Raw genomic sequence first — 21,439 nt, 5'->3', positions numbered from 1 at the left:
AGGGTCGTACCCATGAGTACGACAGGTGCGAACGCCGACCCCCTCGCGGCGCTGGGTTCGCTGCCGGGCGTGGCGGAATCCGTCGAGTCCGTGCGCAAGGCCGTGGACCGCGTCTACGGGCACCGCATCATGCGGCGCCGCAGCAACGAGATCACCGGGGAGGCCGCACTGCGGGGCTCCCGGGGATCGGCGGCGCTGTCCGGTGCCGACTGGGCCCTCGAAGAGGTGCGCCGGAGGACCGACTTCAGCGGCGACGACGAGGCCAGGGTGGTGGGCGCGGCCCTCAGGCTGACCGCGGAGTCGGGCGAACTCCTGTCCATCTGGCGGCAGTCGCCCCTACGGGTACTGGCGAGGCTGCACCTGGTGGCCGCCGCCGACAACGGGGACACGGTCGGGCGTCCGCGGCAGGACGGGGAACCGGTCACGGAGACCACGGCGGGTGCCGCCGGGCCGCCGCTGATCGGGCTTCCGGTGCCGGACGCGGCGGAGGTCGAGGGCCGCCTCGACGGTCTTGCGCGGCTGGTCATCGCGGGAAGCTCGGCGCCCGCCCTGGTGACCGCCGCCGTGGTGCACGGCGAACTCCTCGCGCTGCGTCCCTTCGGCTCGCACAACGGCCTCGTCGCGCGCGCGGCCGAACGGATCGTCCTGATCGGCAGCGGTCTCGATCCCAAGTCGGTCTGCCCGCCGGAGGTCGGTCACGCGGAACTCGGCCGAGCGGCCTACGCGGCGGCTCTCGACGGCTACGCCTCCGGGACCCCGGAGGGGATGGCGGCCTGGATCACCCACTGCGGCAAGGCGGTCGAACTCGGAGCCAGGGAGTCGACGGCGGTGTGCGAGGCGCTGCAGCGAGGCGCCGCATAGGTCCCTGAACAGGGTTGCGGCGGTACGGATTTCCGTACCGCCGCTGGCATGTTCACTGGGGTACCAAGCGTCCTCGTAGTTTTGCCCATCAGGTCGGGAACTGTTGCCCGTCACCTGGTGCGGCTGGCCCGTAATCGACGGGTCGACGTCGCGTGGGTGCCCGGTGTTCATGCGCGGTCCGTGGGGCCTCGGTTTGCGTTTGAAGGTGATCCTTTCGGATGTCCTTGGTCTCGCGGGCCGTTAACCCCTTTGTACTCCTGGACCGGAGGAAGCGGAACCCCTCCCTGTACTTCTTTACTTTTATGCCCAAAGGGAGTGAATCGGCCGCCCGGCCATGAGAGGCGGGCGAGGAGGGGCGGCGCGGACGGGGGAGGCGGCAGGGGAGCCCGGACCGCCTCAGCCCACCGCCGCGCGACGGCGGCTGGCGTACCAGACCAGCCCCGCCGTGGCCGCCGCCGCTCCTATCGCCGCCGCGGCCACGAGCGCCGGTCGCGGCGGTACGGACAGCCGCTGCTTGAGCCGCACCGGGTGGTGGAAGTCGAGGATGGGCCAGCCGCGCGCGGTGGCCTCGCGGCGCAGCGTGCGGTCCGGGTTCACGGCGTGCGGATGGCCGACCGCCGAGAGCATCGGGACGTCGGTCGCCGAGTCGCTGTACGCGTAGCAGCGCGAGAGGTCGTACCCCTCGGACGCGGCCAGCTCCTTGATCGCCTCGGCCTTCGTGGGGCCGTAGGCGTAGTACTCCACCTCGCCGGTGAAGCAGCCGTCGGCGCCCACGACCATGCGGGTCGCCACCACCCGGTCCGCGCCCAATAGCTCACCGATCGGCTCGACGACCTCCGCCCCGGACGTGGAGACGATCACGACGTCGCGTCCCGCGATGTGGTGCTCCTCGATGAGGGAGGCGGCCTCGTCGTAGATGATCGGGTCGATCAGGTCGTGAAGGGTCTCGGCGACGATCTCCTTCACCTGCTGGACGTTCCAGCCGCGGCACAGCGCGGACAGGTACGCGCGCATCCGCTCCATCTGGTCGTGGTCGGCGCCGCCCGCGAGGAAGACGAACTGGGCATATGCGGTACGCAACACCGCCCGGCGGTTGATCAGGCCGCCTTGGTAGAACGACTTGCTGAAGGTGAGCGTGCTCGACTTCGCAATGACCGTCTTGTCCAGGTCAAAGAAGGCCGCTGTACGAGGCAAGGAGTGGTTTTCCACGGGGTTGAGCATATGCGCCCGCCATTCGGGCTAGTGTGGGGCGCGTGGGTTTGCCTGAGAGGCCTCTCGGGTACACCATGGAAGTCACGGATCGTTCGCGACCGTGCTAACCCGGTCCGGCTCCTCCCCCCCCGAGTCAGACCGTGGGGACGACCCCCGCTCTCCCCCCCGGCGGGGGTCGTCGCATGTCCGGATGGGTTTTCCCTTCCGCTTCACAGGACGCCGGGCCCCGCACTGCGGGGCCCGGCGTTTCTCTGCGCCCGCACAGGATTGGTCACTGTGCGTAGTTGCCGCGCTGCGCTAAGGAAGTCGTACAACGGTCACCTGTTTGGGTGAAGGCGATATTCACAACCGTCGAGTTGTCCACAGTTATCGACCAAGATCCACACGATTTCCAGCATCGCTGCACCGTGATTCCAGCGCGTACCGCTCGCGGAAGTTCATGGCCGGTTCCGTTTGTCCGGCGGCTATGGCCGGTTCGTATCGGCGGTTCATATGGAGGACCGGTTGCCGGTTCTCGCGCACGAGCGGGAATCGCGGGGCCGCAGGGGCTCCGTGAGGAAGCAGCGAGGGGAGCTGGAGAGCATGACGGGGGCCATCACACACGACCGGCCGTCGGCCGCCGAGGGGCGGCAGGGCGGACCGTTGATCGTCACGGAGGACGCGCATCTGCTGGACGACCTGCTGCGGCTGTGCGCCGCGGCCGGCGCCCGGCCGGAAGTCCACCACGGTGTGCCGGAGCGCGGCGGCGGCTGGGACACGGCACCTCTGGTGCTCGTCGGCGACGACGCGGCACGGCGGGTGCGGGGCGCCGCGCGCAGACGCGGCGTGGTTCTGGTGGGGCGGGATCAGGACGACGCCGGGGTCTGGCGACGGGCCGTGGAGATCGGCGCCGACCATGTGCTGCTGCTGCCGGATGGCGAACAATGGTTGGTCGACCGGATCGCCGACGTGGCCGAGGGAGTCGGACCGCCCGCCCTGACCGTCGGCGTGATCGGCGGCCGCGGAGGCGCCGGATCGTCCACGCTCGCCTGCGCGCTGGCGGTCACCTCGGCGCGCCAGGGAAGGCGCACCCTCCTCGTCGACGCGGATCCACTGGGCGGTGGACTCGACGTACTGCTCGGTGGAGAAGCCGCCGAAGGACTCCGCTGGCCGGCCTTCGCCGCCTCGCACGGGCGGGTCGGCGGCGGAGCCCTGGAGGAGTCGCTGCCCTCACTGCACGCCCTGCGGGTCCTCAGTTGGGACCGTGGCGACTCCGTCACCATCGCGCCCGAAGCCGTCCGGGCGGTTCTGGCCGCCGCCAGAAGGCGAGGCGGGGCGGTCGTCGTGGATCTGCCGCGCCGGATCGACGAAGGGGCCGCGGAGGCCCTCGCACAGGTCGACCTGGGGCTGCTCGTGGTCCCCGCCGAGCTGCGCGCCGTCGCGGCGGCCGGGCGGGTGGCGTCCGCGGTCGGCATGGTCCTGCGGGACCTGCGCGTCGCGGTCCGCGGGCCGTACGCGCCAGGACTGGACGACCGGGAAGTCGCACGGCTCCTCGGACTGCCCCTCATGGGTGAGGTGCCCGGGGAACCGGGGCTGTCGGCGGCCCAGGAGCGGGGCGCCCCGCCCGGCGGGGACGGCCGCGGGCCGCTCGCGCGCTTCTGCTCGGCGTTCTGGGAGCGGGCCGCGGTTGCCGGAGGGGGCGTATGAGCGGGGGCACGGGCCTGCGGGGCGCGGCGCCCGTGCAGGCGGGGCCGCCGGGCGTGCGCTCGGGCATCGGTTCGCCCGCCGGCCGCCCGTCGGGCGGGAGCGGGTCCGCCGACACGGGACTGCTGGACGGGGTCCGGCAGTGGCTCGCCGAGAGCGGCGGCGAACCGACCCCCGCGCGCGTGGCGCAGGCCCTGCGGGAGCAGGGGCGGGTGCTCGGGGACGCCGAAGTCCTCGGTGCGGCCGAGCGCCTGCGGTCGGAGCTGATCGGGAGCGGGCCGCTGGAGCCGCTGCTCGACGATCCCTCGGTGACCGACGTGCTGGTCTCGGCGCCCGACCGGGTGTGGGTGGACCGCGGCGGCGGCCTGGAACTGACCGCGGTGTCCTTTCCGGACGCGGCGGCCGTACGACGCCTCGCCCAGCGCCTCGCGACCGTGGCCGGGCGGCGGCTCGACGACGCCCACCCCTGGGTGGACGCCAGGCTCCCCGACGGCACCCGACTGCATGCGGTGCTGCCACCGGTCGCCGTCGGCTCGACCTGCCTGTCGCTGCGGGTCGTACGGCCGAGGGCGTTCACGCTCGACGAACTGGTGGCCGCGGGGACGGTACCGCCCGGCGGGGACCGGCTGCTGCGGGCCCTGCTCGACGCGAGACTCTCGTTCCTGATCAGCGGCGGCACGGGCAGCGGCAAGACGACGCTGCTCAGCGCCCTGCTCGGCCTCGTCGGACCGGGCGAGCGGATCGTGCTCGCCGAGGACTCGGCGGAGCTGCGCCCCGACCATCCCCACGTCGTACGGCTCGAATCCAGACCCCCCAACCAGGAGGGCGCCGGGCTCGTCACGCTCCAGGACCTGGTGCGCCAGGCGCTGCGCATGCGGCCGGACCGGCTGGTCGTCGGCGAGGTGCGTGGACCTGAAGTGGTGGCGCTGCTGGCCGCGTTGAACACGGGCCATGAAGGCGGCTGCGGGACCGTGCACGCCAACGCGGCCTCGGGAGTGCCGGCCCGGCTGGAGGCGCTGGGCACGGCCGCGGGGCTCGACCGGGCCGCCCTGCACAGCCAGGTGGCGGCCGCGCTGTCCGTCGTGCTCCATCTCGTGCGCGACCGGGCCGGACGGCGGCGGATCGCCGAGGTGCACGTCCTGGAGCGCGATCCGGCCGGACTGGTCGTGACGGTGCCCGCGCTGCGGTGGGGCGCCAGGGCCTTCTCGTACGGGCGTGGGTGGGAGCGGCTGCGGGAGCTGCTCGGTGGCATCGATGACGTGGGCGGGCGGAGGGAGGGGCTGTGACGGGGATCGCCGAGGTGTCGATGGGCGCGGCGATGGCGTGTGCCGGAGCGGCGGCCTGGCTGATGGGCGGTCCGGGGCCGGGGGCGCGACGGGCTCAACTGCTGTGCGCGGGTGGCGGAGAGGCGGGGGCCGGGCCTCCGTCGTGGCAGCGGGCGGCACGGACCGGGGAGCGACTGCGACGGCTGCACGCGACGCACGGCGAGTGGTGGGCGCTGGTCGCCGGAGTGCTGGTCGGCCTGCTGGGGACGTCCGTCGTGCCGGTGGTCCTGGGCGGACTGGGAGTTCCGCTGGTACGGCGAGCCCGCCGGGCCGGAGCGGCACGGCGGGCGAGGGAGCGGCGGGCCGACTCGGTGATCGCGCTGTGCGGGGCGTTAGCCGGGGAGGTCCGGGCGGGACGGCAGCCGGGTGAGGCCCTGCTGGGGGCCGCCCGGGACTCCGGAGGGCTCGGGGACGCGCAGGCGGTGGTGCTGGCGGCGGCCCGGTTCGGCGGGGACGTGCCCGGCGCACTCACCGACGCGGCCCGGCGGCCCGGGGCCGAGGGACTGCTGGGCCTCGCCGCGTGCTGGCGCGTCGCCGTGGACCGCGGCGCCGGACTCGCGGCCGGGCTCGACCGGCTGGAGGGGGCACTGCGCGCGGAGCGTGACCAGCGTGCCGACCTGCGTGCCCAGTTGGCGGGTGCCCGGTCGACGGCGGTGCTGCTCGCGGGGCTGCCGGTGCTCGGGCTGCTGCTGGGCACCGCGCTCGGCGCCGACCCGCTGCACGTCGTGCTGCACACCGGCGCGGGCCTCGGCTGTCTGCTGGTCGGCGGCCTTCTGGAGAGCGCCGGACTGTGGTGGGCGCTGCGGATCGTACGGGGAGCGGAGGCGGGATGAGTACGGAAGTCGTCCACAGGCTGGGGGTGACGCTGTGCGTGGTGGCGGCGGTGTGGGCGCTGACCAGGGCCTTGAGCCACGCGCGGCGGGAGCGGCGGACGCGCCGGCGGTCGAAGGCGCTGCTGGCGCTGTCGGCGCTGTCGGCGCGGTGGGCCGGTGAGACCGGATCGGCGGCGGGGCCCGTCTCCGGGGGACGGGTCTTCTCGGGACAGATCTCCACTGGGAGGCGCTCACGGATGCGTGGCGCCGTGCGGCGATGGCTGCCGGTGGTCGGTGCCGTGAGCGCCTGCTGGGTGTTCGTCGGCGGCGCGAGCGGGGCCGTGGTCGGACTTGCGGCCGGGTTCGGCATGTGGCGATGGCAGCGGAGACCGGCACCGGTGAAGGAGTTCGACACGGCGACTGCCGAGCGGCAACTGCCCCTCGCCGCAGATCTGCTGGCCGCCTGCATCGCTGCGGGCGCGAGTCCCGTCCTGGCCGCCCGGGCGGTGGGCGAGGCGCTGGAGGGCCCCGTGGGGGAGCGCCTGGCGAGGGGAGCCGCCGAGGTGCGGCTCGGGGGCGAACCGGGCGAGGCGTGGCGAGGACTGGCAGCGCTGCCCGGGGCCCGGCCACTGGCCCGGCTGCTGGAGCGGGCCGGCGAGTCGGGCGTACCGGCGGCGGTACCGGTGGCGCGCCTCGCCTCCGAGGCCCGCACGGAACGCGGGCGTGCCGCCACGGCCAGGGCGCGACGGGCGGGCGTGCTGATCACCGCCCCCGTGGGGCTGTGCTTCCTGCCCGCGTTCATCGCGATCGGCGTACTGCCGGTGGTGCTCGGGCTCGCGGGCGGCGTGCTGGGAGGAGGCGACTGACGACCGGCTGAAAGGTCTGAAAGGGCCGCACGACGAGCCATGGACGAGTGACGAGTGACGAGTGACGAGTGATGAAGGTCAACGGAACAGAGTTGTACGGGGAGTTCGGATGGACAAGGCAGTGCGGGTACGTGTGCGGGCGTGGGCGTGGGTCCTTGCGGGCAGGGCCTGTGTGGGGCGGGCGCGGATGGTGCGGCGGGATGCCGGGATGGTCACATCCGAGTACGCGATGGGGCTGATCGCGGCGGTGGGGTTCGCCGCGCTGCTCTACGAGGTGCTGACCAGCGGTCAGGTGCGCGCTGCTCTGCAGGACATCGTGGGGCGGGCGCTCAATGGGCAGTTCTGAGGCAGGGGCGACGGCTTCGGTCACCGGGCGGGCCGATGCAGGCCGGGGCCGGGGGCCGGGCCCGCCCCGGATGGCCGGTGACGGCGGTTTCGTGACGGCGGAGGCGGCCGTGGTGCTGCCGGTGCTGGTCGCGTTCACGATGGCGCTGGTCTGGGCGTTGCTGGCCGCGGCCGCGCTGATCCAGTGTGTGGACGCGGCCCGGGCGGGCGCCCGGGCCGCGGCCCGGCAGGAACCGCCGGGCACGGTCATGGAGACCGCCCGGCAGGCGGCGCCGGGCGGAGCCCGGGTGTCCGTCCGGAGGGAGGGCGACCTGGTGCGCGTGCGGGTCGAGGCCGACACACCGGGGCCTGACGCGCTGGCCCTCGACCTGAGCCAGGAGGCCACGGCCCTCGCCGAGGAGACGGTGGGGGCGGCCCGGTGAGAACAGGGGGACGGGCCCGAAGGGCAGGCATCGGGACGCGTACGGGACCACGTGCTCCGTGGTCGGCGTCGGACCGGGGGTCGGCGACCGTCTGGACCGTGGGTGCGCTCGCGGTGCTGTGCGTGGTCTTCGGCGCCGTGCTCGCGATGGGGCAGGCGGTGGTGGTCCGTCATCGCGCGGGCGGCGCGGCCGACTTGGCGGCCCTCGCGGCGGCCGACCACTGGACGGACGGTGGGACACGGGCGTGCGGCCTGGCGGACCGGGTGGCACGGGCCCAGGGCACCCGGATCGTGCGGTGCGCGGTCCGGGGTGACATCTCGGACGTCACGGTCGCGGCGGGAAGAGGGCCGCTGACCGCCGAGGTGAGGTCGCGGGCCGGCCCGGCCGGGCCTCTGACACCGGGCGGGCCGCCTGGCCTTGTGACACCGGGCGGCCCGGGCGCTCCCGACAGCCCCGACAGCCCCGACAGCTCGGTGGGGCCGGGCGGGCCGGTGGGTTCGATGACCGCACCGGGGGCCGTGGGTCGGGTGCCTCAGGTCGCCCTTGGGGGACCGGCGTCGGCCGGGGACCCGGGGTGAGCGGAACCCGGGGTGAGCGGAGGGGCGAGGCGAGAGCCGGGACCGCGCCCACCCCTGGCACTAGCCCTCCGTGGCCGCCGGCACCTCGCCGGTGACGCCCTCCTGGCCGACGGGGTGACCTGGGTCCGGTGCCGACGACGAGGTGCCCGTCTCCTCCGTGTGCCCCTCCTCGCGGCGCTCCACCGGTTCTTCTCCGCGATGCACCTTCGGTTCTCCGGTGTGCGCCTCCGGTGCGTCGCGCAGGAGGACGGTCAGCAAGCGCACAGCCCCCCGCTTGTGCAGCGGGTCGTTGCCGTTGCCGCACTTGGGGGACTGGATGCAGGACGGGCAGCCCGCCTCGCACTCGCAGGAGGCGATGGCCTGGCGGGTGGCGGTGAGCCACTCGCGGGCGGTGTGGAAGGCACGTTCCGCGAAGCCCGCACCACCGGGGTGACCGTCGTACACGAAGACGGTGGGCAGGAGTGTGTCCGGGTGCAGCGGGACGGAGACACCGCCGATGTCCCAGCGGTCGCAGGTGGCGAAGAGCGGAAGCATGCCGATCGACGCGTGCTCGGCGGCGTGCAGGGCACCGCCCAGGATCTCGGGATTCACCCGGGCGGCGTCGAGTTGGTCCTCGGTGACGGTCCACCACACGGCCCGCGTACGGAGCGTGCGGGCAGGCAGATCGAGTTTCGTCTCACCAAGTACCTCGCCGGTGATGAGACGACGACGCAGGAAGGAGACGACCTGGTTGGTGACTTCGACGGAGCCGTAGCACAGGCGGCCGTCGCCCCAGGGGACTTCGACGTCCGTCTCCAGGACGGAGATGGCGGTGGTGTCGCGGGCGACCGTCGAATACGGCGGGTTGGCCTCCTGGACCAGGGCGACCGAGTCGTCCAGGAGGAGTTCGTCGACCAGGTACGTACGGCCCTGGTGGAGGTGGACCGCGCCCTCGTGGACGGTGGTGTGCGCGGCCGAGGCGTCGACCGTGCCCAGCAGGCGTCCGGAACCGGCTTCCACGATCTGCACCGGGCTGCCGCCTCCGCCGCGGATGTCGGTCAGGTCGGCGGCCCGCTCCCGGCGCGTCCAGTGCCACGCCTTCGTGCGGCGGCGCAGCAGCTTCGCGGCCTCCAACTGCGGCAGCAGCTCTGCCGTGGCCGGTCCGAAGAGGGCGAGATCCTCCTCGGTGAGGGGGTGTTCGGCCGCTGCGGCGCACAAGTGGGGCGCGAGGACGTACGGGTTGTCCGGATCGAGGACGGTGGACTCCACCGGCTGGTCGAACAGGGCCTCCGGATGGTGGACGAGGAAGGTGTCCAGCGGGTCGTCGCGGGCGACCAGGATCGCCAGCGCCCCCTGCCCGGAGCGGCCCGCGCGGCCGGCCTGCTGCCACAGGGAGGCGCGGGTGCCCGGATAGCCGGCGATGACGACGGCGTCCAACCCGGAGACGTCGATGCCGAGTTCAAGGGCGGTGGTGGCGGCGAGACCGAGGAGTTCGCCGGAGTGGAGGGCACGTTCGAGGGCGCGGCGTTCCTCGGGGAGGTATCCGCCGCGGTAGGCGGCCACGCGCCGGACCAGGGAGCGGTCGACCTCGGCGAGCCGTTCCTTGGCGATCACCGAGATCAGCTCGGCCCCGCGCCGGGACCGTACGAAGGCGACCGACCGGACGCCCTGGACGGTCAGGTCGGTGAGGAGGTCCGCGGTCTCGGCGGTGGCGGTGCGACGGACGGGGGCGCCCTTCTCGCCGTGCAGGTCGGTGAGGGGCGGCTCCCAGAGGGCGAACACCAGTTCACCGCGGGGTGAGGCGTCGTCGGCGACCTCCACCACGGGAAGGCCGGTGAGGCGGGAGGCGGCGACCGAGGGCTCGGCGGCTGTCGCCGAGGCCATCAGGAAGACGGGGGAGGAGCCGTAGCGGGCGCACAGGCGGCGCAGCCGGCGGAGAACCTGGGCGACGTGTGACCCGAAGACACCTCGGTAGGTGTGGCATTCGTCGATGACGACAAAGCGCAGCGCGCGCAGGAAGGAGGCCCACCGGGCGTGGGAGGGGAGGATCCCGCGGTGCAGCATGTCGGGGTTGGTGAGGACGTAGTTGGCGTACTGCCGTACCCACTCGCGCTCCTCGACCGGGGTGTCCCCGTCGTAGACCGCGGAGCGCACGGCGTGGCCCAGAGGATGTGAAAGTTCCTTCACGGATCGCCGCTGATCTGCGGCGAGGGCCTTGGTCGGCGCGAGGTACAGGGCGGTCGCGCCGCGGCCGTTCGGAGCTTCGGAACCGTCGAGGAGGGTGGACAGGACCGGGACGAGATAGGCCAGGGACTTGCCGGAGGCCGTGCCCGTGGAGACGATCACCGATTCGCCGTCCAGGGCGTGCTCGGCGGCGAGCGCCTGGTGGGCCCAGGGGTGTTCGACACCGGCGGACGCCACGGCGGCGACGACTTCCGAACGGATCCGGTCGGGCCACACTGCATGACGACCCGCACGTGGGGGCAAGTGCTCCGTATGAGTGATGCGCGAAGCCCGGCTCGGCCCCGAGGCGAGCCGGTCCAGGATCTCGCCCGGCGAGGGGCGGGATGCGGTGTCCGTCGAGGTTCGATCGGGTCGGAGATTCTTGGCCATCGGCATCGAGTGTGTCACTGGCGTGACGGACAATGGACCCAAGGCGTCGTGCACGCCTGCCGGTAAGTGATTGAATGCCATCGCGGCTGGCGAACCGTCCCGGGGGCTCCGCCGAGGTGTCCCTTGGGATGACCGCTCGATAGCAAGGTGCTGGAGGATCCGTGGACCTGTCCCTGTCGACCCGTACCGTCGGCGATCGTACGGTCGTCGAGGTCGGTGGCGAAATCGATGTATATACCGCGCCCAAGTTGCGCGAACAGCTGGTCGAGCTGGTGAACGACGGCAGTTTCCATCTTGTCGTCGACATGGAGGGCGTGGACTTCCTCGACTCCACCGGTCTCGGCGTGCTGGTGGGTGGCCTGAAGCGGGTGCGTGCCCATGAGGGCTCGCTCCGGCTGGTCTGCAACCAGGAGCGCATTCTGAAGATCTTCCGCATCACCGGCCTCACCAAGGTGTTCCCGATCCACACCTCGGTCGAGGAAGCGGTGGCGGCCACCGACTAGCGGCTGTCGTCCGGCCCGTCCCTGACCGGCCGGTCAGTCGCCGACAGTCGGATCCCGGGCCTGGCCCGGGAGGCAGAAGTCAATGGAGGGGGGTCGGGTCTCGGCGACCCGGCCCCCCGACCGCACGCCCGTAGTTCCGAGGGGGATGCATGGCCACCGTTGAACTCCGCTTCAGCGCGCTGCCCGAGCACGTCAGGACCGCCCGACTGGTGGCGGCAGCGGTGGCGCGCAGGGCCGGAGTGGACGAGGCCGTCCTCGACGAGGTCAGGCTCGCCGTCGGCGAAGCCTGCACCCGGGCCGTCGGCCTGCACCAGAGCGGCGGAATCTCGGCGCCGGTGCGGGTGTCGTTGATCGAGGAGGAGAAGCAGTTCTCCATCGAGGTCGGCGACGAGGCACCGCACACGGTTCCCGGTGACAAGACACCGGGCGCCCATGGCGGAAGCGACGGCGCGGACGTCGAGACCGAGGAGGACGAGATGGGCCTCGCGGTCATCAGCGGCCTCGTCGACGACGTGGAAGTGACCGCCGGTGAGAACGGCGGACTGATCAGGATGAGCTGGCCGACCACGCCGCCGGCCGTGCTCGTTTCCTGATCCACCCCCCGGTACTGCCCCAACCTGTGCGAAAGGGCCCTGCTCACCAGGGCCCTTTCGCATGTCCGGCTGCGCATGAGGGGCTGCGCGTGCCCGACCCGAACCCCGGCCGGTTGCCTCCGGGGCGACCCTCCTGGGCGCCGCCCGGCCGCCCTCGGGCCGCCTTCGGGCCGCCTTCCGACCCCCCCCGGCCGCCTCCTCCGGCCACCCCTGGGCCCGCGTCGGCACCGCTCGGTGTCCCCGGAAGCCCCCGGCCTCATCCGCCGCCCCGGCAGCAGATCCGTACCGTCCTGCGTCCCGGGTGCTGACCCGAGGGCGGGCCGACAGCCGCTCGGCACCGCCCGTTCGGCTCCTCATCCGTCACCGGATCAAGCCACGCGTTTTTCGTGAATGAATTCACGATCTCGATTACGATCAACAATACGATCAGCCTTAGGTCGCGCCGCATGGCAATCGACCTGGCGTCAATGCTTTTGAGGCATTACCACTTTCGGGTCCCGCGGTGGTCCATGGATCATTTGCTGAAGAGCATGTGAAGGCCAATTCCGCTTACCGCGCACTGTTTTGATCAGGTTCCGGTACCTACAATCCGTCCACATCTTGAGCTCGGTCCAAGCGTCAAGGAGGACGAATGGCGGGGCTTTCTACCCCTCATCAGTTTGACCAGCCCACAACCCTCGCAGCTGCGGTACTGACCGACGACAACCGACTCATCGTGATCGTCATCGCGGTGGTCGCCCTTGCGGCGCTTGTCGTGGCCGGGGTCCTGGTACGCCAGGTACTCGCCGCGGGCGAGGGCACCGAAAGCATGAAGGAGATCGCGGTGGCGATCCAGGAGGGCGCGAATGCCTACCTGGGCCGACAGATGCGAACGCTCGGCGTTTTCGCCGTCGTGGTGTTCTTCCTGCTCATGCTGCTGCCCGCGGACGACTGGAATCAGCGCGCCGGACGATCGATCTTCTTCCTGATCGGCGCGGCGTTCTCGGCGACCACCGGCTATATCGGTATGTGGCTCGCCGTACGCAGCAATGTGCGCGTGGCCGCCGCGGCACGGGAAGCGACTCCGGCGGAGGGTGAGCCCGAAAAGGATCTCACCGCCGTCTCGCACAAAGCCATGAAGATCGCTTTCCGCACGGGCGGCGTCGTCGGCATGTTCACGGTGGGGCTCGGTCTGCTGGGCGCCTCCTGTGTGGTGCTGGTGTACGCGGCCGACGCGCCGAAGGTCCTGGAGGGCTTCGGTCTCGGCGCCGCGCTGATCGCCATGTTCATGCGTGTCGGCGGAGGCATCTTCACCAAGGCCGCCGACGTCGGCGCCGACCTCGTAGGCAAGGTCGAGCAGGGCATCCCGGAGGACGATCCGCGCAACGCCGCGACCATCGCCGACAACGTGGGCGACAACGTCGGCGACTGCGCCGGCATGGCCGCCGACCTCTTCGAGTCGTACGCCGTCACGCTCGTCGCCGCGCTGATCCTCGGCAAGGCGGCCTTCGGCGACGCCGGGCTCGCCTTCCCGCTGATCGTGCCCGCGATCGGCGTGCTCACCGCGATGATCGGCATCTTCGCGGTGGCTCCGCGCCGTGCGGACCGCAGCGGGATGAGCGCCATCAACCGTGGGTTCTTCATCTCCGCGGTGTTCTCGCTGGCGCTGGTGGCCGTGGCCGTCTTCGTCTATCTGCCGTCCTCGTACGCGGACCTGGACGGAGTCACGGACGAGGCCATCCTCGGCAACGCGGGCGACCCGCGGATCCTCGCACTCCTCGCCGTCGCCATCGGCATCGTGCTGGCCGCGCTGATCCAGCAGCTGACCGGCTACTTCACCGAGACGACCCGTCGCCCGGTGAAGGACATCGGCAAGACCTCGCTCACCGGCCCGGCCACCGTCGTCCTCGCCGGAATCTCGCTCGGTCTCGAGTCGGCCGTCTACACCGCTCTGCTGATCGGCCTCGGCGTGTACGGGGCCTTCCTGCTCGGCGGTACGTCGATCATGCTGGCGCTGTTCGCGGTGGCCCTGGCCGGTACCGGTCTGCTCACCACGGTCGGTGTCATCGTCGCGATGGACACCTTCGGCCCGGTCTCCGACAACGCGCAGGGCATCGCCGAGATGTCCGGCGACGTCGAGGGCGCGGGCGCGCAGGTGCTCACCGACCTCGACGCCGTCGGCAACACCACCAAGGCCATCACGAAGGGCATCGCCATCGCCACCGCCGTACTCGCGGCGGCGGCGCTCTTCGGCTCGTACCGGGACGCCATCCTCACGGCCGCGAACGACGTGGGGGAGAAGGTCTCGGGCCCGGGCGCACCGATGAACCTGATGATGGACATCTCACAGCCCAACAACCTGGTGGGGCTCATCGCGGGCGCCGCGGTCGTCTTCCTCTTCTCGGGGCTGGCGATCAACGCGGTGTCGCGGTCCGCCGGGGCCGTGGTCTACGAGGTGCGGCGGCAGTTCCGTGAGCGCCCCGGGATCATGGACTACACCGAGAAGCCCGAGTACGGGCGCGTCGTCGACATCTGCACCAAGGACGCGCTGCGCGAGCTGACCACGCCCGGTCTGCTCGCCGTACTGACGCCGATCGCGATCGGGTTCACGCTCGGCGTCGGAGCGCTCGGCGCGTTCCTCGCGGGCGCCATCGGCACCGGCACGCTCATGGCGGTCTTCCTCGCCAACTCCGGTGGCGCGTGGGACAACGCCAAGAAACTCGTCGAGGACGGTCACCACGGCGGCAAGGGCAGTGACGCCCACGCCGCGACGGTGATCGGCGACACGATCGGCGACCCCTTCAAGGACACCGCGGGGCCGGCGATCAACCCCCTCCTGAAGGTGATGAACCTCGTGGCGCTGCTCATCGCGCCCGCGGTGGTCAAATTCAGCTACGGCGAGGACAAGAGCGTGGGTATGCGGGTTCTCATCGCCGTGCTCTCGCTCGCCGTCATCGTGGGTGCGGTGTACGTGTCCAAGCGGCGCGGCATCGCCGTGGGTGACGAAGGCAACTCCGAGCGGGTGGCCAAGTCGGCTGATCCGGCGGTGGTTTCGTAACACCTGGGCCATCACCTGGTCAGGTTCGGCTCAACGGACGGGCGGGCGGCGCGTATTGACGCGCCGTCCGCCCGTCCGTCTGTGTGCGCGCCCTGTTCGTGAGCCATATCTCGCTTGGTGCAAATGGCTTCAATAGTGGTCCAAACGGATGTTCGTCACGGTGGGGTCGCCCGGTTGGCGTGTATGTTCCGGGGCCGAGAGCCATGGAAGGGACCAATCCGGTGAACAAGAAGCTCGCGGCCGCACTGTCCGGCGGTGCGGTACTGGTACTGGCGATGTCTGGATGCAGCAGTGACGACAGCAGTGACAAGCTGAACTCCTGGGCCAAGGAGGTCTGCGACGCGGTGCAGCCTCAGGCGAAGAAGATCGAGGCCGCCAACACCGCGATCCAGAAGCAGACCTCGGACAACAGCACTCCGGCGGACGTGCAGAAGACCGACTCCCAGGCCTTCCAGGACATGTCCGACGCCTACAAGGCGATCGGCACGGCCGTGAACAAGGCCGGCGCCCCGGACGTCGAGAACGGCGAGAAGAAGCAGACGGACGCCGTCAAGGAGCTCAACACCATCTCCTCGTCGTACGCCGACCTCAAGAAGCAGGTCGACGACCTCGACACGAAGGACCAGGCGAAGTTCGCCGACGGTCTGAAGGGGATCGCCACCCAGCTGGACAAGCTGAGCCAGAGCGGCAACGACGCCCTCAAGAAGCTGGAGGAGGGCGACGTGGGCAAGGCGATGGCCGAGCAGGAGAGCTGCAAGAGCGCGTCCGCCTCGGCCTCGGCGACGAAGAGCTGACCCCACGCGTCGCCGCCCGACGCCGGGTCGCCCTCCGGGGCCAGGTGTTTCGGTGAGCCGCCCGGCGCTGTCGGGCGGCTCACCTGTTCGCCTCGCCGCCGGCGACGTGCCCCGCTGCGTGGATGCCGCGCGTGCCCCGCTCCGCGGACGCTGCACGTACCTCGCTCCGCGGATGCCGACGTGCCCGCTCACGCGGAAGGATCGTCCGCGGCGGTAGCGGCGCGCCCGCCCCGCGCCGGTTGCGCGTCACAATGGGCGGGTGAGTAACACCAGCCTGGCACCGCTGCCCTCGTCCGACCGCACCGACGTCACCGCACGGCTGCGCGAGGCCCTCCTGGGCGCCTCCTTCAGCGCCGACGGTCTCCTCGACCTCCTCGGCGCCCCCGCCTACGCGGCCCTGGCGCGCAGCGAGACCGTGCCCGCGCTCCGGGCGACCAGGGGCGACTCCACGCTGGAGGCGCTCGTACGGCTGTTCCTGCTCCAGCACCCCGTGCCGTACGCGCGCGTGGCGGACGTCCTGCCGGTGGAGGACTGCCTGGAGAGCGGCTGGCTGGTCCGCGTCGGCGGGGACGAGGTCGCGGCGGCGGTCGACGTACGGCCGTACGGCGGGCCCGGCGGCGAGGACTGGTTCATCGTCTCGGACCTGGGCTGCGCGGTCGGCGGGGCCGGTGGCGTCGCCGGGCGGAGCACGCAGGCCGGTGCCGCCGTCGTACTGGGCGTGGGCGGCGCGTCCACGACCCTCGCGGGCATCACCGTGCGCACCCCCGTCGCCTCCGCGCTCGACCTCGGCACCGGCTCCGGAATCCAGGCGCTGCACGCCGCGCAGCACGCCACACGCGTCAGCGCGACCGACCTCAACCCCCGTGCGCTGCACATCACCTCGCTCACGCTCGCCCTCTCCGGGGCTCCGGCGGCCGAGCTGCGCGAGGGGTCCCTCTTCGAGCCGGTGGCCGACGAGACGTTCGACCTGATCGTCTCGAACCCGCCCTTCGTGATCTCGCCCGGCGCCCGGCTCACCTACCGCGACGGCGGGATGGGCGGGGACGATCTGTGCCGCACGCTCGTTCAGGAGGCGGGAGCCCGTCTGAACGAAGGGGGATACGCGCAGTTCCTGGCCAACTGGCAGCACGTGGAGGGTGAGGACTGGCAGGACCGGCTGCGCTCCTGGGTGCCGCGCGGCTGTGACGCGTGGATCGTGCAGCGCGAGGTCCAGGACGTCACGCAGTACGCGGAGCTGTGGCTGCGCGACGCGGGCGACCACGACGGCGACTCCGCGGAGTACCAGGCCCGGTACGACGCCTGGCTGGACGAGTTCGAGGCGCGGAAGGTGAAGGCCGTCGGCTTCGGCTGGATCACCCTGCGCAGGTCGGGGGCCGAGCTGCCCTCGGTCGTCCTGGAGGAGTGGCCGCACCCCGTCGAGCAGCCGCTCGGCGACACCGTGCGCGCGCACTTCGAGCGGGTGGACTTTCTGCGTGCGCACGACGACGCGGCCCTGCTCGCCGGGCACTTCAAACTCGCCGGCGAGATCGTGCAGGAGCAGGTGGGGCTGCCCGGCGCGGAGGACCCGGAGCACGTCGTGCTGCGCCAGCACCGTGGCATGCGGCGGGCCACGAAGGTGGACACGGTCGGCGCCGGCTTCGCGGGCGTCTGCGACGGCACGCTGAGCGCGGGGCGGATCCTGGACGCCATCGCCCAACTGGTCGGAGAGGATCCCGTGTTGCTCAGGGACCGGACGCCCGCCCAGATCCGGCTGCTGGTCGAGCAGGGTTTCATCGAACCCGCACGGTGACGTCCGGGGCGGACGGCACCGGACGGCACCGGATGGCACCGGGCACGGCTGGACCCGGCACCGCACGGCATCGCATGGCATGGCACCGCACGGCACCGCACGGCACAGCCGGGCCCGGCACGGCACCCGGCGCCCGAGTCCGGGGGGGAACCCGGGTTCGGCGTTCGGGCCGGCGTCGTATCCGGTCGCGCGGCGGACCGTGGCGGCGGCACGGGAACGAAGGGGAACGAAGGGGAACGAGCGGTTTTCCGTGCGGTGTGACGGACTCCATTCGAGAGATGGCCGACTTCCGGCAGGTGCGGTGGCCGGCCCTGTGCGGAGGGTGTGGTCGCGGTGTGAGTGATTCCGCATCGGGCCGCACAGCGCTGTCCGCCTCCCGTTCACCCGGGGTTGGGATCCCGGCCTCCCGGAGGTGTCAGCGTCCGACCCGGGGCACGAACGGGCGAAGGGACGAGCCATGGAGAGCGGACCGGCGATCTTCACGGGATCGGTGTTCGCCCTGTTCGGAGGCGGGCTGCTGCTGTGGACGGCGGTCCGGCTGCGGCAGCGGGCCCCCATCGCCCACGAAGTGAATCCCGTCGCGTCGGCGGCGGTCGCGGGCTTCGCCGGGATGGCCGCCGTGTTCCTCGCCGTGTGGTGTTTCACCCGCACCTGAGCGCCGGGCCGGCGACACGCACGGGCTCTTCCCCGGCCGGGAAACGCCGCCCGCGGTGTCCGTAAATCGCCGCTCTCCGGTGGGTACGGCCAAGATCGACACTCCCCGCGCCCCTCCTCTCCGGTAATTGAGAGGTCACCCTCCGCATGGCCCGGAAACGGCAGGTCGGCACTCCGGGCGGCAGGAATGGCGGGAGTCGGGTTACCGTTCGAGTGGCCGTTGCGGGCTTTTCCCGTTTGACACGGGGGCGGGATGTACCGTCACACTCCGCAGCGTCAGCATGACCCGAGCCCCGGGTTCCAGGCCTGGGGCGAGACCCCCTGCGTCGACCGGAGAGAAGAGCGAAGTTGTCCCCGACCAGCGAGACCGCACACGGCGGCCGCCGACTCGTCATCGTCGAGTCGCCTGCCAAGGCGAAGACGATCAAGGGCTATCTCGGCCCCGGATACGTCGTCGAAGCGAGTGTCGGGCACATCCGCGACCTCCCCAACGGCGCCGCGGAGGTGCCCGAGAAGTACACCGGCGAGGTACGTCGGCTCGGTGTGGACGTCGAGAACGACTTCCAGCCGATCTACGTGGTCAACGCTGACAAGAAGGCCCAGGTCAAGAAGCTCAAGGACCTGCTGAAGGATTCCGACGAGCTCTTCCTCGCAACCGATGAGGACCGCGAGGGCGAGGCCATCGCGTGGCACCTTCTCGAGGTCCTGAAGCCCAAGGTCCCCGTCCACCGGATGGTCTTCCACGAGATCACCAAGGATGCGATCCGCAGTGCCGTCGCCAACCCGCGCGAGCTCAACCAGCGCATGGTCGACGCCCAGGAGACCCGCCGTATCCTCGACCGTCTCTACGGCTACGAGGTCTCGCCGGTCCTGTGGAAGAAGGTCATGCCGCGTCTGTCGGCGGGCCGCGTCCAGTCCGTGGCGACCCGCCTCGTCGTCGAGCGGGAGCGCGAGCGCATCGCCTTCCGCTCCGCCGAGTACTGGGACCTCACGGGCACCTTCGGCACCGGCCGCGCCGGTGACCAGAGCGATCCGTCGAGCCTGGTCGCCCGGCTGACCGCGGTCGACGGCAAGCGCGTCGCGCAGGGTCGCGACTTCGACTCGCTCGGGCAGATCAAGGGCGCGAACACCCTCCACCTGGACGAGACGAACGCCCGCGCGCTCGCCGCCGCCCTGGAGAACACGGACTTCTCCGTACGGTCCGTCGAGTCGAAGCCGTACCGCCGCTCGCCCTACGCGCCGTTCCGTACGACGACGCTCCAGCAGGAGGCCAGCCGCAAGCTCGGCTTCGGCGCGAAGGCCACGATGCAGGTGGCGCAGAAGCTGTACGAGAACGGCTTCATCACCTACATGCGTACCGACTCCACGACCCTCTCGGACACCGCGGTCTCCGCGGCCCGGGCGCAGGTCACGCAGCTCTACGGTGCGAACTACCTGCCGGACAAGCCGCGCACGTACGCCGGGAAGGTCAAGAACGCGCAGGAGGCGCACGAGGCGATCCGCCCGTCGGGCGACCGTTTCCGCACTCCGGCCGAGACGGGTCTGACCGGTGACCAGTTCAGGCTGTACGAGCTGATCTGGAAGCGGACCGTCGCCTCCCAGATGAAGGACGCCACCGGCAACTCCGTCACCGTGAAGATCGCGGGCAGGGCCTCGGACGGCCGGGACGCCGAGTTCAGCGCGTCCGGCAAGACGATCACCTTCCACGGCTTCCTGAAGGCGTACGTCGAGGGCGCGGACGACCCGAACGCCGAGCTGGACGACCGTGAGCGCCGCCTGCCGCAGGTCGGCGAGGGCGACCCGCTGTCCGCCGAGGAGATCTCGGTCGACGGCCACGCGACCAAGCCCCCGGCCCGCTACACCGAGGCCAGCCTCGTCAAGGAGCTCGAAGAGCGGGAGATCGGCCGCCCGTCGACGTACGCGTCGATCATCGGCACGATCCTCGACCGCGGATACGTGTTCAAGAAGGGGACGGCCCTCGTGCCCTCCTTCCTGTCCTTCGCCGTGGTCAACCTGCTGGAGAAGCACTTCGGACGGCTCGTCGACTACGACTTCACGGCCAAGATGGAGGACGACCTCGACCGCATCGCGCGGGGCGAGGCCCGGTCCGTCCCGTGGCTCAGGCGTTTCTACTTCGGCGAGGGCGACGAGGTCGGCGCAGCCGCCGCGGCGGAGGCGGGCAACGGCGACGGGGACCACCTCGGCGGCCTCAAGGAGCTCGTCACCGACCTGGGCGCCATCGACGCCCGCGAGGTGTCGTCGTTCTCCGTGGCCGGCAGCGACATCATGCTGCGCGTCGGCCGCTACGGCCCCTACGTCGAGCGTGGCGAGAAGGACTCCGAGAACCACCAGCGGGCCGACGTCCCCGAGGACCTGGCCCCCGACGAGCTGACGATCGAGCTCGCGGAGGAGCTGCTCGCCAAGCCCAGCGGCGACTTCGAGCTCGGGGCCGACCCGGCGACGGGCCACCAGATCATCGCCAGGGACGGCCGCTACGGCCCGTACGTCACCGAGGTGCTCCCCGAGGGCACCCCGAAGACCGGCAAGAACGCCGTGAAGCCGCGCACCGCGTCGCTCTTCAAGTCGATGTCCCTGGACACGGTCACGCTGCAGGACGCGCTCAAGCTGATGTCCCTGCCGCGCGTCGTCGGCAAGGACGCCGAGGGCGTGGAGATCACCGCGCAGAACGGGCGGTACGGGCCGTACCTGAAGAAGGGCACGGACTCCCGGTCGCTCACGGCCGAGGACCAGCTCTTCACGATCACCCTCGACGAGGCCCTCGCGATCTACGCGCAGCCCAAGCAGCGCGGCCGGGCGGCAGCCAAGCCGCCGCTGAAGGAGCTCGGCGCCGACCCGGTCAGCGGGCAGCCGGTCGTCGTCAAGGACGGCCGCTTCGGGGCGTACGTCACCGACGGCGAGACCAACGCGACCCTGCGGTCCGGCGACAGCGTCGAGGAGCTCACTCCGGAGCGGGGCTTCGAGCTGCTCGCGGAGAAGCGCGCGAAGGGGCCGGCCAAGAAGACGGCGAAGAAGGCCCCCGCCAAGAAGGCACCGGCCAAGAAGGCGCCCGCGAAGAAGACAGCCGCCAAGAAGACCACGGCCACGAAGACGGCGGCAAAGAAGACCACCACCGCCAAGAAGACGACGGCCAAGAAGGTCACCGCGGCCAAGACGACGGCCGAGGACTGATCCGCTTTCCGGTGGACGGCCGGGCGGCACACCGTTTTTCGGTGCCGCCCGGGCCGCAGACTGTTTTCGGTCGAGGACCGGTCCGGTGGCGGACCGACTCCTTCACCTTCGGTTCGCCGAACGAACGCCCCGGGACCACTTGGTGTCGGGGCCGTTCGCATGTTCGGGGGCCTCTTCGGGGAGC

At 71.6% G+C, this 21,439-nt stretch carries 17 protein-coding genes; 15 read left to right on the top strand and 2 right to left on the bottom strand.

Annotation, left to right across the window (positions count from 1 at the left end; translation table 11 throughout):
- Window positions 1-12 precede the first annotated feature (12 nt).
- Window positions 13-861, top strand: a complete 849-nt coding sequence (locus KUF83_RS34465; protein ID WP_217458958.1) for an oxidoreductase — start codon at window positions 13-15, stop codon at window positions 859-861.
- 396 nt (window positions 862-1,257) lie between these two features.
- Here KUF83_RS34465 and KUF83_RS34460 read toward each other — a convergent pair whose 3' ends face one another.
- On the bottom strand, window positions 1,258-2,082 hold the full coding sequence (locus KUF83_RS34460; protein WP_217458957.1) for an HAD family phosphatase: 825 nt from the start codon (window positions 2,080-2,082) through the stop codon (window positions 1,258-1,260).
- 573 nt (window positions 2,083-2,655) lie between these two features.
- Here KUF83_RS34460 and ssd point away from each other — a divergent pair.
- From ssd to KUF83_RS42220, 7 genes are all read left to right on the top strand, one after another.
- Complete coding sequence (ssd, locus tag KUF83_RS34455) at window positions 2,656-3,759, top strand: septum site-determining protein Ssd (protein ID WP_217458956.1); 1,104 nt, start codon at window positions 2,656-2,658, stop codon at window positions 3,757-3,759.
- The gene (locus KUF83_RS34450; RefSeq protein ID WP_254644773.1) at window positions 3,756-5,042 is read left to right on the top strand and encodes a TadA family conjugal transfer-associated ATPase; all 1,287 of its coding nucleotides are present in this window, start codon (window positions 3,756-3,758) and stop codon (window positions 5,040-5,042) included. Before ssd ends, KUF83_RS34450 begins: the two co-directional genes overlap by 4 nt.
- Window positions 5,043-5,062: 20 nt before the next feature.
- Entirely contained in the window at window positions 5,063-5,914 is an 852-nt protein-coding gene (locus KUF83_RS34445; RefSeq protein ID WP_217459011.1) for a type II secretion system F family protein, read from the top strand.
- Complete coding sequence (locus KUF83_RS34440) at window positions 5,911-6,759, top strand: type II secretion system F family protein (RefSeq protein ID WP_217458955.1); 849 nt, start codon at window positions 5,911-5,913, stop codon at window positions 6,757-6,759. Before KUF83_RS34445 ends, KUF83_RS34440 begins: the two co-directional genes overlap by 4 nt.
- 109 nt (window positions 6,760-6,868) lie before the next feature.
- Complete coding sequence (locus KUF83_RS34435) at window positions 6,869-7,105, top strand: DUF4244 domain-containing protein (RefSeq protein ID WP_217458954.1); 237 nt, start codon at window positions 6,869-6,871, stop codon at window positions 7,103-7,105.
- A gap of 70 nt (window positions 7,106-7,175) precedes the next feature.
- Window positions 7,176-7,526 (top strand): TadE family type IV pilus minor pilin, encoded by a 351-nt coding sequence (locus KUF83_RS34430; protein WP_217459010.1) that lies wholly within the window; start codon window positions 7,176-7,178, stop codon window positions 7,524-7,526.
- A 29-nt stretch (window positions 7,527-7,555) separates the two neighbouring features.
- On the top strand, window positions 7,556-8,104 hold the full coding sequence (locus KUF83_RS42220; protein WP_308403270.1) for an Rv3654c family TadE-like protein: 549 nt from the start codon (window positions 7,556-7,558) through the stop codon (window positions 8,102-8,104).
- A gap of 60 nt (window positions 8,105-8,164) precedes the next feature.
- Here the strand turns inward: KUF83_RS42220 and KUF83_RS34420 are convergent, their stop codons facing one another.
- Entirely contained in the window at window positions 8,165-10,777 is a 2,613-nt protein-coding gene (locus KUF83_RS34420; protein ID WP_254644772.1) for a DEAD/DEAH box helicase, read from the bottom strand.
- A gap of 80 nt (window positions 10,778-10,857) precedes the next feature.
- Between KUF83_RS34420 and bldG the strand changes: the two genes are divergently transcribed.
- From bldG to topA, 7 genes are all read left to right on the top strand, one after another.
- Window positions 10,858-11,199, top strand: a complete 342-nt coding sequence (bldG, locus tag KUF83_RS34415) for an anti-sigma factor antagonist BldG (protein ID WP_003975386.1) — start codon at window positions 10,858-10,860, stop codon at window positions 11,197-11,199.
- Window positions 11,200-11,348: 149 nt separating this feature from the next.
- Window positions 11,349-11,792, top strand: coding sequence for an ATP-binding protein (locus KUF83_RS34410; protein ID WP_217458953.1), 444 nt, complete (start codon window positions 11,349-11,351; stop codon window positions 11,790-11,792).
- A gap of 631 nt (window positions 11,793-12,423) precedes the next feature.
- Entirely contained in the window at window positions 12,424-14,829 is a 2,406-nt protein-coding gene (locus KUF83_RS34405) for a sodium-translocating pyrophosphatase (protein WP_217458952.1), read from the top strand.
- Window positions 14,830-15,032: 203 nt separating this feature from the next.
- A complete protein-coding gene (locus KUF83_RS34400; RefSeq protein WP_217458951.1) occupies window positions 15,033-15,623 on the top strand; it encodes a small secreted protein in 591 nt (196 codons plus the stop codon).
- A 259-nt stretch (window positions 15,624-15,882) separates the two neighbouring features.
- Window positions 15,883-17,412 carry a methyltransferase gene (locus tag KUF83_RS34395; protein WP_217458950.1) on the top strand — a complete coding sequence of 510 codons (1,530 nt, stop codon included), beginning with the start codon at window positions 15,883-15,885 and terminating at the stop codon, window positions 17,410-17,412.
- Window positions 17,413-17,869: 457 nt separating this feature from the next.
- The gene (locus tag KUF83_RS34390) at window positions 17,870-18,067 is read left to right on the top strand and encodes a hypothetical protein (RefSeq protein WP_217458949.1); all 198 of its coding nucleotides are present in this window, start codon (window positions 17,870-17,872) and stop codon (window positions 18,065-18,067) included.
- 347 nt (window positions 18,068-18,414) lie between these two features.
- Window positions 18,415-21,255 (top strand): type I DNA topoisomerase, encoded by a 2,841-nt coding sequence (gene topA, locus KUF83_RS34385; RefSeq protein ID WP_217458948.1) that lies wholly within the window; start codon window positions 18,415-18,417, stop codon window positions 21,253-21,255.
- Window positions 21,256-21,439 lie beyond the last annotated feature (184 nt).

It is taken from the genome of Streptomyces sp. BV286 (assembly GCF_019090165.1).
In the GTDB taxonomy this organism is placed as follows: Bacteria; Actinomycetota; Actinomycetes; order Streptomycetales; family Streptomycetaceae; genus Streptomyces.
The sequence above is the reverse complement of the archived record's forward strand: the minus strand, read 5'-3'. Positions and strand labels throughout refer to the sequence as shown.

Excerpts from the sequence above, each read along its gene's own strand:
- KUF83_RS34465 (WP_217458958.1), top strand. The coding sequence starts at position 13 with ATGAGTACGACAGGTGCGAACGCCGACCCCCTCGCGGCGCTGGGTTCG.
- KUF83_RS34460 (WP_217458957.1), bottom strand. The coding sequence starts at position 2,082 with ATGCTCAACCCCGTGGAAAACCACTCCTTGCCTCGTACAGCGGCCTTC.
- ssd (WP_217458956.1), top strand. The coding sequence starts at position 2,656 with ATGACGGGGGCCATCACACACGACCGGCCGTCGGCCGCCGAGGGGCGG.
- KUF83_RS34450 (WP_254644773.1), top strand. The coding sequence starts at position 3,756 with ATGAGCGGGGGCACGGGCCTGCGGGGCGCGGCGCCCGTGCAGGCGGGG.
- KUF83_RS34445 (WP_217459011.1), top strand. The coding sequence starts at position 5,063 with ATGGGCGCGGCGATGGCGTGTGCCGGAGCGGCGGCCTGGCTGATGGGC.
- KUF83_RS34440 (WP_217458955.1), top strand. The coding sequence starts at position 5,911 with ATGAGTACGGAAGTCGTCCACAGGCTGGGGGTGACGCTGTGCGTGGTG.
- KUF83_RS34435 (WP_217458954.1), top strand. The coding sequence starts at position 6,869 with ATGGACAAGGCAGTGCGGGTACGTGTGCGGGCGTGGGCGTGGGTCCTT.
- KUF83_RS34430 (WP_217459010.1), top strand. The coding sequence starts at position 7,176 with ATGGCCGGTGACGGCGGTTTCGTGACGGCGGAGGCGGCCGTGGTGCTG.
- KUF83_RS34420 (WP_254644772.1), bottom strand. The coding sequence starts at position 10,777 with ATGGCATTCAATCACTTACCGGCAGGCGTGCACGACGCCTTGGGTCCA.
- KUF83_RS34410 (WP_217458953.1), top strand. The coding sequence starts at position 11,349 with ATGGCCACCGTTGAACTCCGCTTCAGCGCGCTGCCCGAGCACGTCAGG.
- KUF83_RS34405 (WP_217458952.1), top strand. The coding sequence starts at position 12,424 with ATGGCGGGGCTTTCTACCCCTCATCAGTTTGACCAGCCCACAACCCTC.
- KUF83_RS34400 (WP_217458951.1), top strand. The coding sequence starts at position 15,033 with ATGGAAGGGACCAATCCGGTGAACAAGAAGCTCGCGGCCGCACTGTCC.
- KUF83_RS34390 (WP_217458949.1), top strand. The coding sequence starts at position 17,870 with ATGGAGAGCGGACCGGCGATCTTCACGGGATCGGTGTTCGCCCTGTTC.